This window comes from Acidithiobacillus ferriphilus (genome assembly GCF_028215975.1).
In the GTDB taxonomy this organism is placed as follows: domain Bacteria; phylum Pseudomonadota; class Gammaproteobacteria; order Acidithiobacillales; family Acidithiobacillaceae; genus Acidithiobacillus; species Acidithiobacillus ferriphilus.
On the sequence record NZ_CP116458.1, the window covers coordinates 2,211,918 to 2,226,464 of the forward strand.

A 14,547-nucleotide genomic window follows, 5' to 3' on the forward strand; every position below is an offset into this window, starting at 1 on the left:
TCCTCAGGCAACGCCGTAATCTATGCTGCTGCCCTCGGCCAGCCGTACATAGGCTTTCTTCCAAGAAGAGCGATGGCCGACATGACGGCCCATGCGTTTTTCCTTACCTAGATAATTACAAGTCTGAACAGAAAGGACCTGAACCGCAAAGAGCTTTTCAACCGCAGACTTGATTTCCAGCTTGGTGGAATCGCGCGCGACCTTAAACACGAACTGATTCGACTGTTGCTGCACCATCGTACTCTTTTCACTGATAATGGGTGCCAGCAAGACAAGATACTTACGCTCAGCGTTCATCCGTACACCTCACCTAATCTTGCTGCCGCTTCGGTATCAAGTAAAACGCGGCCATACTGGAGAAGATCAGCAGGCCCGACATCCTGCCAACCGGCGATACCCACCCGCGGAAAATTGCGCAGGCCCAGGAAAAGATTCAACGGCACTTCACCCATGACCAGCAGAAAATTATCTCCGCCCGCGCGGCTCAACCAGTCTTTAGCGAGTCGACTCCGCGGCTCGCCAAGGTCCTCTTGCTGTATGATTTGCAAGCGACCCTGACGCAGCAACTCCGCCAGCACTGTGCGCATTGCCCCAGCCCACATTTTCTTGTTGATCTTTTGGGTATAGTTTTCATTCCCACCAGGAAAGGCCCGTCCACCGCCGCGCCAGATTGGACTACGAATACTGCCGGCGCGCGCCCGACCGGTACCCTTTTGCTTCCACGGCTTGCGTCCACCGCCACGCACTGCCGCGCGATTCTTCTGTACGGCGTTCGCCGAACGCATACCAGCCATCTGGGCTACCACGACCTGGTGCAACAATGCCTCATTATAAGGCACTCCGAACACACCATCGGCGACCTCGATATCGCTGCTCTTCCCGGTGGTCACTTCCAAGCTTTGCACTTGCATTATTTTTCTCCTAACCACGCACGGCAGGACGAACGATCACGTCCCCGTCACGGGCACCGGGAACGGCGCCCTTAATCATGAGCAGGCGACGATTCGCATCGATACGCACCAGTTCAAGATTGAGCGTCGTGACCTGTTCGGCACCCAGGTGCCCTGCCATTTTCTTGCCCTTGAACACTCGTCCAGGTGTCTGGCGGCAACCGATGGAACCAGGGGCACGGTGTGACAACGAATTACCATGGCTGGCCCGGTTACTCCGGAAATTATGGCGCTTGATGGCGCCAGCAAAGCCTTTGCCTTTGCTGACCCCAGACACATCCACGCGCTGACCTTCCGCGAAAATATCGAGACCGATCTCCGTACCGCAGACATAAGCAGCGTCCTCCGCCACTCGAAACTCCCGTAAAAGCCGCCCCGGGGTTATTCCGCTCTTGCGAAAATGTCCAGCCACCGCAGAGGTTAAGCGTTGTGGACGGCGTTCACCGGTTGCCAACTGTACCGCACAGTAACCGTCAGTGGCGATATCTTTAACCTGTGCCACCGTATTCGGTGCCACATGAATGACGGTTACCGGCAATACACGTCCATCTTCTGTAACGATGCGCGTCATACCCACTTTCCGTCCGATCAGGCCCATTACCATTGTATCGTCCTTTATAATTACAGCTTGATCTCGACATCGACACCAGCCGCCAGATCAAGCTTGATCAGGGCATCTACCGTCTTGTCGTTGGGATCGAGAATATCGAGTAAGCGCTTGTGCGTGCGCTGTTCAAATTGGTCACGCGCATTTTTATCCACATGCGGTGAGCGCAGGACCGTAAAGCGTTCAATTTTTGTAGGAAGAGGGATCGGCCCACAAACACGCGCCCCGGTCCGACGCGCGGTTTCTACGATTTCCGCAGCGGAAATATCCAGCATACGATAATCATACGATTTAAGGCGAATTCGAATCTTGGAACTTTCCATTACTCGACCACCTTTGAGACCACGCCGGCGCCAACGGTACGTCCACCTTCGCGCACCGCAAAACGCAAACCTTCTTCCATCGCAATCGGTGCAATCAGCGCTACCTTGAACAAAATGTTGTCCCCAGGCATCACCATCTCCACACCTTCCGGTAATTCCACCGCACCCGTTACGTCCGTGGTACGGAAGTAAAACTGCGGACGATAACCATTGAAAAACGGCGTGTGACGACCACCCTCTTCCTTCGACAATACATACACTTCGGCTTCAAAACGCGTGTGCGGCTTGATACTACCGGGCTTCGCCAACACCTGCCCACGCTCTACGTCATCTTTCTTCGTGCCACGCAGCAAAACACCAACGTTGTCCCCAGCCTGACCCTGATCCAGAATCTTGCGGAACATCTCAACACCGGTGACAATGCTCTTGGCCGTATCACGTATGCCAATAATCTCAATTTCATCGCCTATCTTGACTATCCCACGCTCAATGCGCCCGGTCACCACCGTGCCCCGGCCTGAAATGGAAAACACGTCTTCAATCGGCATCAGAAAGGGCTTGTCAATGGGACGCTCGGGCATCGGAATGTAACTGTCCATTGCCTCGGCCAGCCTGTAAATAGCCGGCTCGCCAATGTCACTCTGATCCCCTTCCAAGGCCTTGAGCGCGGAACCGATAATCACCGGAATGTCATCGCCTGGAAACTCGTACTTGGAAAGTAGCTCCCGCACTTCCATTTCAACCAGTTCCAGCAACTCGGCGTCGTCCACCATGTCGGCCTTGTTCAGAAACACCACTATATAGGGAACGCCCACCTGGCGGGCAAGCAAAATGTGTTCGCGGGTCTGGGGCATCGGACCGTCGGCCGCCGAACAAACCAAAATGGCACCATCCATCTGCGCGGCACCAGTGATCATGTTCTTCACGTAGTCGGCGTGACCTGGACAGTCCACGTGGGCATAGTGGCGATTTTCCGTCTCGTACTCCACGTGCGAGGTCGCAATCGTGATCCCTCGTGCCCGCTCTTCCGGCGCATTGTCAATCTGATCATAAGCGCGAACCTCACCACCAAACTTCGCCGACAACACCTTCGTCAGCGCCGCCGTCAATGTGGTCTTGCCATGGTCCACATGACCAATCGTTCCCACGTTCACATGCGGCTTCGTCCGCTCAAATTTCCCTTTGGACATCTTGAACTCTCCCGTTACGACTAGCGCTGACTTTTCTTGACAATGGCCTCGGCCACATGACCGGGGACTTCCATGTACTTCTCAAACTGCATGGTATAGGTAGCCCGGCCCTGGGAAAGTGAACGCACGGCCGTCGCATACCCAAACATTTCCGCCAGAGGCACTTCGCAGCGGATCATCTTTGCACCCGCCTCGTCTTCCATACCTTGCATCATACCGCGGCGGCTATTGATATCACCGATGATGTCACCCATATATTCTTCCGGAGTTACCACCTCTACGGCAAAAATGGGTTCCAGCAATACCGGGTTGGCCTTCGCCGCGCCCGCTTTGAAACCCATCGACCCTGCGATTTTAAATGCCGCCTCGGAAGAGTCGACATCATGGTAAGAACCGTCAAAAAGGGTGACTTTAACGTCCACCACAGGGAAGCCCGCGATGATACCATTTTCCAGCGCTTCTTCAATACCCTTTTCGGTTGGGTTGATGAACTCTTTGGGTACGGTACCGCCGACCACCCCGTTCTCAAAGACAAAACCACTTCCTGGCTCAAGGGGCTCAAGACGCAACCATACGTGTCCGTATTGACCGCGTCCACCTGATTGGCGAACAAACTTGCCTTCTGACTCAACCATTTTGCGAATCGTCTCGCGGTACGCCACCTGCGGCGCACCGACGGTCGCCTCAACGCCGAATTCGCGCTTCATACGATCGACAATGATCTCCAGGTGCAATTCTCCCATCCCGGAAATGATGGTCTGCCCGGATTCTTGATCGGTACGCACCCGAAACGACGGATCTTCCTGAGCGAGCTTACCTAGGGCAACGCCCATCTTTTCTTGATCTGCCTTGGTTTTTGGCTCGACCGCAACATGAATCACCGGTTCGGGGAATTCCATCTGCTCCAAGGCAATCGGCTTACTTAAGTCACAGAGTGTATCTCCGGTGTAGGCGGTTTTCAGCCCGACGGCGGCGGCAATATCTCCCGCGAACACTTCCTTGATTTCATGGCGCTCGTTGGCATGCATCTGTAGCACGCGGCCAATACGTTCTTTCTGATCGCGACCTGGATTGAGCACCGTGGAACCCGCAGTGAGCACCCCCGAATAAACCCGGAAGAAAGTGAGCTGCCCGACAAAGGGATCCGTCGCGATTTTGAACGCCAAAGCCGAGAAAGGCTCGCTATCATCTGCAGCACGAACGATTTCCGCCCCGCTATCAGGATGCGTGCCTTCCACCGGCTTGATATCGACTGGCGACGGCAGGTAGTCCAGCACGGCATCTAACGCTGCCTGCACCCCTTTGTTCTTAAAGGCACTTCCGCACAACACAGGCACCACGGCACCGGCAATCGTCGCCCTGCGCAGGGCCGCCTTCAATTCCGCAATACTGATTTCCTCACCTTCGAGGTATTTCATCATCACGTCTTCATCGGCGTCCGCGATGGCCTCTACCATGAAGTGACGTGCGGCCTCGGCATCCGCTTGCAAAGCGGCGGGAATCTCTTCTTCCGTAAACCGGGTGCCCTGCAGCGCGTCATCCCAGTTGATGGACTTCATCTTCATCAGGTCGATGACGCCGCTGAAGCGATCCTCTTCACCAATGGGTAGTTGAATCGGAACCGGATTACCCCGCAACTTGGTCGCAACCTGCTCAACAACCCGCTTGAAGTTCGCGCCCTGACGATCCATCTTGTTCACGAAGGCAATACGGGGAACGCCATATTTGTTCGCCTGTCGCCATACTGTTTCGGACTGGGGCTGCACACCACCTACCGCGCAAAACACGGCCATGGCGCCGTCCAGCACACGCAGTGAACGCTCCACTTCAATGGTGAAATCGACGTGGCCTGGCGTATCAATAATATTGATCCGGTGCTCGGCGCGCTGCCCGTCCATACCCTTCCAGAAACAGGTGGTCGCCGCGGAGGTAATGGTAATACCGCGCTCCTGCTCCTGGGCCATCCAGTCCATGACCGCAGTACCTTCATGCACTTCGCCAATCTTATGAGAGACGCCGGTGTAGAATAAAATGCGTTCAGTGGTAGTCGTTTTGCCGGCATCAATGTGCGCCATGATGCCGATATTGCGATAACGTTCGATGGGGGTTGTACGAGCCACGTTTCAGTCCTTGTGCGTAAGGTGCAACCAGTTACCAGCGGAAATGTGCAAAGGCCTTATTGGCTTCAGCCATACGGTGGGTCTCCTCGCGCTTGCGAACCGCATTACCGCGATTTTCAGCCGCTTCGAGAATTTCCGCCGCGAGGCGATTGCCCATGGACTTTTCGTTACGCTTACGCGCCGAGTCGCGCAGCCAGCGCATGGCCAGAGCCATCCGTCGATCCGAACGGATTTCCACGGGCACCTGGTAGGTAGCACCACCGACGCGGCGGCTTTTTACTTCCACCACAGGCCGCACGTTGTCGATAGCTTTGCGGAATATTTCGAGGGCGTCGCTCTTGCTACGCTCCGCCACCATTTCCAGGGCGCCGTAAACGATTTTTTCAGCGGTGCTCTTTTTGCCATCGCGCATCATTACGTTAGCGAACTTGGCAATCACTTCTTCTTTGTACTTGGGATCCGGCAGGACAATCCGCTTGGGTACTTCACGACGTCTTGGCATGGCGCAACAACTCCTTACAATTAATGCTTACTTGGGACGCTTGGCGCCATACTTGGAACGCGACTGCTTACGGTTTTTAACGCCAGCCGTATCCAGGGTGCCACGCACGATGTGATAGCGCACACCGGGAAGATCCTTTACGCGACCACCGCGAATCAGCACCACCGAGTGCTCTTGCAGGTTGTGACCCTCACCCGGAATATAACTACTGACCTCAAAACCATTCGTGAGACGCACACGGGCGACCTTACGCAACGCTGAGTTGGGCTTTTTAGGGGTTGTCGTGTAGACACGGGTACACACCCCTCGCTTCTGCGGGTTAGCGTCCAAGGCAGGAACCTTGCTTTTGGCGACAGGCCGCTTACGTGGCTTACGCACGAGCTGATTTAATGTGGGCATTTACAATCTCCAGAGTACGATGATGACAGCCCGCCCTCATCGATGAGAGGGCGCATTCTAGTTAGACTTGTCTTGACTGTCAAGGCAAGTCTTAGTCACATAACCAATTACTGGGTTTCGGTTACCGATACGGAGAGATCACTCCGCACCGCCTGCTCCACGGAATGGACAGGCTCCCCGCGATTCAGTCGCCGACGATGCTCATGATAAGCGAGACCCGTCCCTGCGGGGATCAGTCGTCCAACAATGACGTTTTCCTTTAGACCTCGTAAGTCGTCCACCTTGCCCGATACGGCGGCCTCGGTGAGTACGCGGGTGGTTTCCTGGAAACTCGCCGCCGAGATGAAGGATTCCGTGGACAGGCTTGCCTTGGTGATACCCAACAGCATCGGGGTGAAGCGCGCCAGTTCTTTGCCAACGGCTTCAAGCTTGATATTTTCATCTTCAACCCGCGCCCGGTCCACCTGGTCGCCGGGAATAAAGGAGCTATCCCCACTAAATGTCACCTCGACCCTGCGCAGCATCTGGCGCAGGATCACCTCGATATGCTTATCATTGATACGCACGCCCTGCAGACGGTATACATCCTGCACTTCATCGACGATGTAATTGGCCAAGGCCTGCACACCTAATACGCGCAAAATATCATGCGGAACCGGCTGCCCCTCTACAAGCTGCTCACCGGGACTAACCCGCTCGCCCTCGTAGACCGTCACGTGGCGACCTTTAGGAATAAGATACTCGTGCTGGTCCCCATTCTCGTCGGTGATGATCAGTCGCTGCTTACCTTTGGTGTCTTTGCCGAAGCCAATGATGCCCTCGTGCTCCGCGATGACAGCGAAGTCCTTGGGACGTCGTGCCTCAAAGAGTTCAGCCACACGGGGCAGACCGCCGGTAATGTCGCGCGTCTTGGTGGTACCCACCGGCAGACGTGCCAGAATGTCACCGGGATGAATTTCCATACCCTCATGCACCGCGATAATCGCCTTTGCCGGCAGGAAATAACGTGCAGGCAAATCAGTGCCCGGCAATTTCAGATCCTGGCCATGCTCATCCAGCAAACTGATTACCGGTCGCAAATCGCGACCCTGCAATGGGCGCTGTTTAGCATCGATGACGACAAGCGTCGACAGCCCCGTGATTTCGTCGGTTTGAATGGCCACGCTCGTGCCCTCCACCGCATCCTTCAAAGAAATTCGACCACCGACTTCGCTGACAATAGGCCGCGTATGCGGATCCCACTCCGCCACCCGCCGACCTGCCGTAACCGGTGCATTGTCATCCACCAGAATGGTCGCGCCGTAAGGTACTTTGTAACGCTCCTTTTCACGCCCCTGTTCATCGGTGACCGTCACCTCACCATTCCGTCCGACGACTACATGCCGCCCACTGGAGTGGGTGACCAACCGAAGGTTGGGCTGGTAACGGAACACCCCGCCCTGCTTGATATCGATGCTGCTCTGCGCCGCAGACCGACTGGCCGCACCACCAATGTGAAAGGTGCGCATAGTCAACTGGGTACCTGGTTCGCCAATGGACTGGGCGGCGATAACGCCGACCGCTTCGCCCGCATTGACCAGATGGCCACGCGCCAGATCACGTCCGTAACACAGCGCACAGACACCATGCCGTGAACGACAGGTCAGCGGCGAACGCACCTTCAGGGCATCTACACCCAACTCGTCCAATTGACCCAAGTGCTGCTCCATGAGCAGGGTATTGCGGGCAATGATGACCTCACCGGTGTTGGGATGAACCACGTCTTCCGCCACTACGCGACCCAGTACGCGGTCGCGCAGTGGTTCGATGACCTCACCGCCCTCCACGAGAGAGGTCATGGGTAGACCTTCCTCCGAACCGCAATCGGTCTCAACCACGACCAGATCCTGGGTCACATCCACCAGACGCCGCGTTAAATATCCGGAGTTCGCCGTTTTTAGCGCGGTGTCGGCAAGACCCTTACGGGCACCGTGGGTGGAGATGAAGTACTGCAGAACGTTGAGACCTTCACGGAAATTCGCGGTAATGGGGGTTTCAATAATTGAGCCGTCAGGCTTTGCCATCAGGCCGCGCATACCGGCGAGCTGACGGATCTGTGCCGCAGAACCACGCGCCCCGGAATCGGCCATCATAAATATAGAGTTGAACGAATCCTGCTGGACCGATCTGCCATCGGGCAAGGACACCGTATCTTTGCTGACCCGGTCCATCATGGCCTTGGCGACTTCATCCGTAGCGCGCGACCAGATATCGACAACCTTGTTATAGCGTTCGCCCTCGGTCACCAGACCAGAGGTATATTGGTCCTGAATGGCTTTAACCTCATCCTCGGACCGCGCCAGGATGCCTTCCTTTTCCGGGGGGGTCACCATGTCTCCCGCACCGAAGGAAATGCCCGCACGCGTAGCCATGCGAAAGCCTGTATACATCAATTGGTCGGCAAAAATAACGGTGTCTTTAACACCCAGGCGGCGGTAACAGATATTGATCAGTTCACCGATCACCTTTTTCTTTAGCACCCGGTTGATCACACTAAAGGGGAGGCCTTCGGGAAGAATATCTCCAAGCAGGGCGCGTCCTGCCGTGGTGTCCATACGTTCCCCGCGAAAACGGACGATGATTCGAGCGTGCAGTCCCAGGTTGCCGGTCTCGTAAGCACGCCGCACTTCCGCCGTATCCGCGAAAACACCACCAGCGCCCTTCGCGTCCGCACGCTCCTGACTGACGTAATAAAGTCCGAGTACAATGTCCTGAGACGGCACAATTACCGGTTCCCCGTTGGCCGGGCTCAGAATATTGTTGGTGGACATCATCAATGTCCGCGCTTCCAGTTGTGCCTCCAGCGAAAGCGGGACATGCACTGCCATCTGATCGCCATCGAAATCGGCGTTATACGCGGCGCACACCAGCGGGTGCAGTTGAATGGCCTTACCTTCGATCAGTATCGGCTCAAAAGCCTGTATACCAAGACGGTGCAAGGTAGGTGCGCGGTTGAGCATCACCGGATGTTCGCGGATCACCTCTTCAAGGATGTCCCAGACCTCCGGCTTTTCCTGCTCAACCAGGCGCTTGGCGGCCTTGATTGTGGTCGCCAGGCCACGTTCCTCCAACTTGTTAAAGATGAAGGGCTTGAACAGCTCCAGGGCCATTTTCTTCGGCAACCCGCACTGATGCAAACGCAGCTCGGGTCCGACGACGATAACGGACCGGCCGGAATAATCCACCCGTTTGCCGAGCAGATTCTGGCGGAAACGACCCTGCTTACCTTTGATCATGTCCGCCAGCGACTTGAGCGGACGCTTGTTGGGGCCGGAGATGGCGCGCCCGCGACGTCCATTATCCAGAAGCGCATCCACTGCTTCCTGCAACATACGCTTTTCGTTACGGACAATGATATCCGGCGCCTTCAGCTCTAGCAGGCGCTTCAATCGGTTGTTGCGGTTAATAACGCGCCGATAGAGATCATTGAGATCAGAGGTCGCGAAGCGCCCGCCGTCCAGCGGTACCAGCGGGCGCAGATCCGGTGGCAGAACAGGGAGCACTTCCAAGATCATCCACTCGGGACGATTGCCGGACTGCTCAAAGCCTTCCAGAATCTTGAGGCGCTTGCTAAACTTCTTGGTTTTTGTATCGGAGTTGCTCTCCCGCAGCTCATTGCGGATCCGTTCAATTTCTTGAGTCAGCGGAATACCGCGCAGCAAGTCGCGGATACCTTCGGCACCCATTTTGGCCGTGAATTCGTCACCGTGCTCTTCTAAAGCGTCCAAATACTGGTCTTCGGTGAGGATGTTTCCGCGCTCAAGGGCAGTCACACCCGGATCAACCACCACATACGCCTCAAAATAAAGGACCCGTTCGATATCGCGCAGGGGCATATCGAGAATCATGCCCATGCGGCTCGGCAGAGATTTGAGAAACCAGATATGCGCGACGGGGCTGGCAAGTTCAATATGTCCCATCCGCTCACGCCGAACTCGCGCCTGAGTCACCTCAACGCCACACTTTTCACAGACTACGCCGCGGTGCTTAAGACGCTTGTACTTACCACAGAGGCACTCGTAGTCTTTGATCGGCCCAAAAATTTTGGCACAGAACAGCCCCTCGCGCTCCGGCTTGAAGGTCCGGTAATTGATCGTTTCCGGCTTTTTTACTTCGCCAAAAGACCATGACCGCACCTTGTCAGGGGCCGCGATACCGATTCGAATCGCATCGAATTCTTCTTGCTGATCGTTTTGTTTGAAGAGCTTTAATAAGTCTTTCAAGGCATTCACCCTTGCCCGCCGCGGGCGGAAATTTATTTGGATTGTTCCAATTCAATATCGATACCCAAAGAGCGCAGTTCTTTCAACAGCACATTGAAAGACTCCGGCATTCCGGCATCCATGCGGAAATCACCCTTGACGATGGATTCATACATTTTGCTGCGCCCGCTTACGTCGTCCGACTTCACGGTGAGCATTTCCTGCAGGGTGTAAGCCGCACCATAGGCCTCCAACGCCCACACCTCCATTTCACCGAAGCGCTGGCCACCAAACTGGGCCTTGCCGCCTAAGGGTTGCTGGGTGACCAGACTGTAAGGTCCGGTGGAACGGGCATGCATCTTGTCATCCACCAGGTGATGGAGCTTGAGCATGTAGAGATAGCCCACCGTTACCGGACGGTCAAAGGCATCACCGGTCCGCCCATCATACAGCGTGACCTGACCGCTGCGCGGCAAATCCGCCAACTCCAGCATATCGCGGATATCCTCTTCAGAAGCGCCATCAAAGACCGGGGTCGCCATGGGCACGCCACCGCGAAGATTCATGGCGAGCTCGCGTATTTCCTGATCAGTCAGATTGTCGAGATCCTCTTTTTTACCAGAGCGATTATAGATCTCCGCGAGAAAGGCGCGCATTTCTGACATGGCGACCTCACTATCCAGCATCCCGCCGATTTTCTTACCCAGACCCTTAGCCGCCCACCCCAAGTGGGTTTCGAGAATCTGTCCCACGTTCATTCGTGACGGCACGCCCAGCGGATTGAGCACAATATCTACCGGCGTACCGTCGGCAAGATAAGGCATATCTTCTACGGGAACGATCTTCGATACCACACCTTTGTTGCCGTGGCGTCCGGCCATCTTATCGCCGGGCTGCAAGTGTCTTTTGATGGCCACATGCACTTTAACCATCTTCAGAACACCTGGGCTCAGATCATCCCCTTGCGTCAGCTTGCGCCGCTTTTCTTCGAGTACCGCGTCGAGACGTTGGCGCTGGTCTTCGAGCTGGGCACGGATCTGCTCCAGGGACTCGTTGCTTTCTTCCGTGCGCAAACGGATCTCAAACCATTTGCTGCGCGGCAAATCCTTCAGATAGGCCTTTGTCACTTTGTTTCCGGCCACAAGGCCGTTGGGGCCACCCTCAGCAACCTTACCAATAAGCTGACGTTCGATACGCTGATAACTGTCTTCCTCAACGATACGATACTGATCGTTCAGATCCTTACGAATCCGTGCGAGCTCGTGCTCCTCAATGGACTTGGCGCGGTTATCCTTCTCGATACCGTCGCGGGTAAAGACCTGCACGTCGATCACCGTGCCATACATACCGGCCGGCATCCGCATGGAGTTATCTTTCACGTCGGAGGCCTTTTCACCGAAGATCGCTCGCAGGAGTTTCTCTTCCGGCGTCAACTGGGTCTCCCCCTTGGGCGTGACCTTGCCGACGAGAATGTCACCCGGCGCCAATTCCGCACCGATAACCACGATGCCGGACTCATCGAGGTGGCGCAAGGCGCCCTCCGCGACGTTGGGAATATCCCGGGTAATATCCTCCGGTCCCAGCTTGGTGTCACGCGCGAAGACCGAGAACTCCTCGATATGAATGGTGGTATAGCGGTCTTCAGCCACCACCCGCTCCGAAATCAAGATCGAGTCCTCAAAGTTGTAGCCGTTCCAGGGCATAAAGGCCACTAGAATATTTTGACCAAGAGCCAGTTCACCCATCTCCGTACTCGGCCCATCGGCTAGCACATCGCCGCAACTGACCAAATCACCCACCTTGACCACGGGGCGCTGATTCAGTGTCGTGTTTTGGTTCGAACGTGCGTACTTCACAAGGTTGTAAATGTCCACACCGGGCTCTTCCGGCAAGGTTTCCTCATCATTGACGCGAATGACGATGCGGGCGCCATCGACGATATCCACCACACCGCCACGCCGCGCGACAACCGCCGCACCAGAATCGATGGCGACCACCCGCTCCATGCCCGTGCCCACCATCGGCGCGTCAGAGCGCACCGTCGGTACCGCCTGGCGCTGCATATTAGAACCCATCAAGGCGCGGTTAGCGTCATCATGCTCCAGGAAGGGGATCATACTGGCCGCCACCGAGACGATTTGTCGCGGCGAAACATCCATGAACTGAACTTGGTCGGGATTCGCCAGGGTGAATTCGTTCTTGTGTCGACAAGAGACGAGTTCGTCGGTCAGCACACCATTTTCGTCCACCGCGGAGTTCGCCTGGGCAATCATATAATTACCCTCTTCAATAGCCGACAGGTATTCGATCTCATCGGTCGCACGGCAATCGACAACGCGTCGATAGGGCGTTTCAAGAAAACCATAGGAATTAGTGCGTGCATAGCAGGACAAGCTATTGATCAAACCAATATTCGGACCTTCTGGCGTTTCAATCGGGCAGATACGTCCGTAATGTGTCGGATGTACGTCACGCACCTCGAAACCCGCCCGCTCACGGGTCAAGCCACCCGGCCCCAGTGCGGAAACCCGGCGTTTATGGGTGACCTCCGAAAGTGGATTGGTCTGATCCATAAACTGGGAAAGCTGGCTGGAGCCGAAGAACTCATTGACCACCGCCGCAATGGGCTTGGCGTTAATGAGATCCTGGGGGGTGAGGCCCTCGCTCTCGGCTAGCGCGAGACGATCCTTCACGGCTCTCTCGACGCGTACCAGACCGAGGCGGAACTGGTTCTCCATCAATTCGCCGACTGAGCGCACTCGCCGGTTACCAAGATGGTCGATGTCATCAATCTCGCCGACACCGTTACGCAGGGCAATCAGCACCTTGAGCACCGCGACAATATCCTCGTTATTGAGTACGCCAGGACCAGTAATCTCGTCGCGATTCACCCTGCGATTGAACTTCATGCGGCCTACAGCAGACAGATCATAGCGATCCGGGCTGAAGAAAAGTCCCTGGAAGAGGTTCTGGGCCGCGTCCTTCGTCGGTGGTTCACCCGGACGCATCAGGCGATAGATTTCCATCTGCGCCTCGTGGGCATCACGCGACGTATCGACGCGCAACGTTTCAGAAATGTAAGGCCCACGATCCAGTTCATTGATATATAAGGTGTGTAGCGTAAGCGATGGCCCTTGACGCAGAAGATCCAGGACCTCACCACTTATTGGCTCATTAGCCTGCACAAGCACTTCGCCGGTTTCTGGGTGCACGACATCCCTGGCGGCAACCTTACCCAGAAGGAAGGCATCCGGCACGGGGATCTCGTGCATGCCTGGAACCTCGGCGAGCGCTTTCGTTTGACGTGCAGTAATTCGTTTGCCCGTCTGCACCAATACTTCACCGGTCTGCGGATTGGCGATATCAAAAGTCGCCATTTCACCCTGCAACCGCTGGGGGATTAAGACATATCGCAGATCACCGTCAATGATACGGAAAGTCTCTGTATCAAAAAACATCTCAAGAATGTCTTGAGTGCTGTAGTTTAACGCGCGCAGAAGGGTCGTTGCCGGCAATTTGCGACGGCGATCGATACGCGCATAGACGTGATCCTTGGGATCAAATTCGAAGTCTAACCACGAGCCCCGGTAAGGGATGATGCGCGCGTTAAAAAGAAGCTTTCCCGAAGAATGGGTCTTACCGCGATCATGATCGAAGAAAACGCCCGGCGAACGATGCAACTGCGAAACGATAATACGCTCGGTGCCGTTGATCACGAAAGAACCGTGCTCAGTCATCAGCGGCAGTTCGCCCATGTAGACGTCTTGCTCCTTCACGTCCTTAACGCGCTTGGCCCCCGTGGCGTCGTCTTTTTCCATCACCGCCAAGCGCAGACGCACACGCAATCCGGCACAATACGTCAGTCCACGCTGACGGCACTCAACCACATCGAACACCGGTTTTTCGAGACGGTATGAAACATAATCCAGCGTGGCATTGCCAGAATAGCTCTCCATCGGAAAAATCGAGCGGAAAACAGCTTCCAAACCCGTTGCTTTTCGCGCTGCCGGGGACACAGACTCCTGGAGAAACTCCCGGTAGGAATCCATCTGCGTAGCCAGCAGATATGGCACAGCAAGAATGCTCTGGCTTTTGCCAAAGTCTTTACGAATCCGTTTCTTTTCAGTAAAAGAGTAGGCCATGGATGCTCCGCGCGACGACTGCATGGTTCAGGGGCAAGCGGTTAAAGCTGCTTTCCGCAAACAATGGGGGGCT

10 protein-coding genes are annotated in these 14,547 nt (G+C 55.6%); all 10 read right to left on the reverse strand.

What is annotated here, in order from left to right; translation table 11 throughout:
* Window positions 1–3: 3 nt before the first annotated feature.
* Window positions 4–297 carry a 50S ribosomal protein L23 gene (gene rplW / locus PJU76_RS11075; RefSeq protein ID WP_035193429.1) on the reverse strand — a complete coding sequence of 98 codons (294 nt, stop codon included), beginning with the start codon at window positions 295–297 and terminating at the stop codon, window positions 4–6.
* Window positions 294–911, reverse strand: a complete 618-nt coding sequence (rplD, locus tag PJU76_RS11080; protein WP_271779579.1) for a 50S ribosomal protein L4 — start codon at window positions 909–911, stop codon at window positions 294–296. The genes rplW and rplD overlap by 4 nt, the downstream gene beginning before the upstream one ends.
* Window positions 912–921: 10 nt before the next feature.
* Window positions 922–1,554 carry a 50S ribosomal protein L3 gene (gene rplC, locus PJU76_RS11085; RefSeq protein WP_064218408.1) on the reverse strand — a complete coding sequence of 211 codons (633 nt, stop codon included), beginning with the start codon at window positions 1,552–1,554 and terminating at the stop codon, window positions 922–924.
* Window positions 1,555–1,571: 17 nt separating this feature from the next.
* Window positions 1,572–1,880, reverse strand: a complete 309-nt coding sequence (gene rpsJ, locus PJU76_RS11090; protein ID WP_014030033.1) for a 30S ribosomal protein S10 — start codon at window positions 1,878–1,880, stop codon at window positions 1,572–1,574.
* Window positions 1,880–3,070 (reverse strand): elongation factor Tu, encoded by a 1,191-nt coding sequence (gene tuf, locus PJU76_RS11095; protein WP_064218407.1) that lies wholly within the window; start codon window positions 3,068–3,070, stop codon window positions 1,880–1,882. The genes rpsJ and tuf overlap by 1 nt, the downstream gene beginning before the upstream one ends.
* A 20-nt stretch (window positions 3,071–3,090) precedes the next feature.
* Window positions 3,091–5,190: an elongation factor G gene (fusA, locus tag PJU76_RS11100; RefSeq protein WP_271779580.1), complete on the reverse strand. Its 2,100-nt coding sequence runs from the start codon at window positions 5,188–5,190 to the stop codon at window positions 3,091–3,093.
* 31 nt (window positions 5,191–5,221) lie between these two features.
* On the reverse strand, window positions 5,222–5,692 hold the full coding sequence (rpsG, locus tag PJU76_RS11105) for a 30S ribosomal protein S7 (protein WP_064220035.1): 471 nt from the start codon (window positions 5,690–5,692) through the stop codon (window positions 5,222–5,224).
* Window positions 5,693–5,719: 27 nt separating this feature from the next.
* Window positions 5,720–6,091 carry a 30S ribosomal protein S12 gene (gene rpsL / locus PJU76_RS11110; protein ID WP_010641426.1) on the reverse strand — a complete coding sequence of 124 codons (372 nt, stop codon included), beginning with the start codon at window positions 6,089–6,091 and terminating at the stop codon, window positions 5,720–5,722.
* Window positions 6,092–6,198: 107 nt separating this feature from the next.
* Window positions 6,199–10,353: a DNA-directed RNA polymerase subunit beta' gene (gene rpoC / locus PJU76_RS11115; protein ID WP_271779581.1), complete on the reverse strand. Its 4,155-nt coding sequence runs from the start codon at window positions 10,351–10,353 to the stop codon at window positions 6,199–6,201.
* Window positions 10,354–10,385: 32 nt separating this feature from the next.
* Window positions 10,386–14,474, reverse strand: a complete 4,089-nt coding sequence (gene rpoB / locus PJU76_RS11120; protein ID WP_271779582.1) for a DNA-directed RNA polymerase subunit beta — start codon at window positions 14,472–14,474, stop codon at window positions 10,386–10,388.
* Window positions 14,475–14,547: the final 73 nt, after the last annotated feature.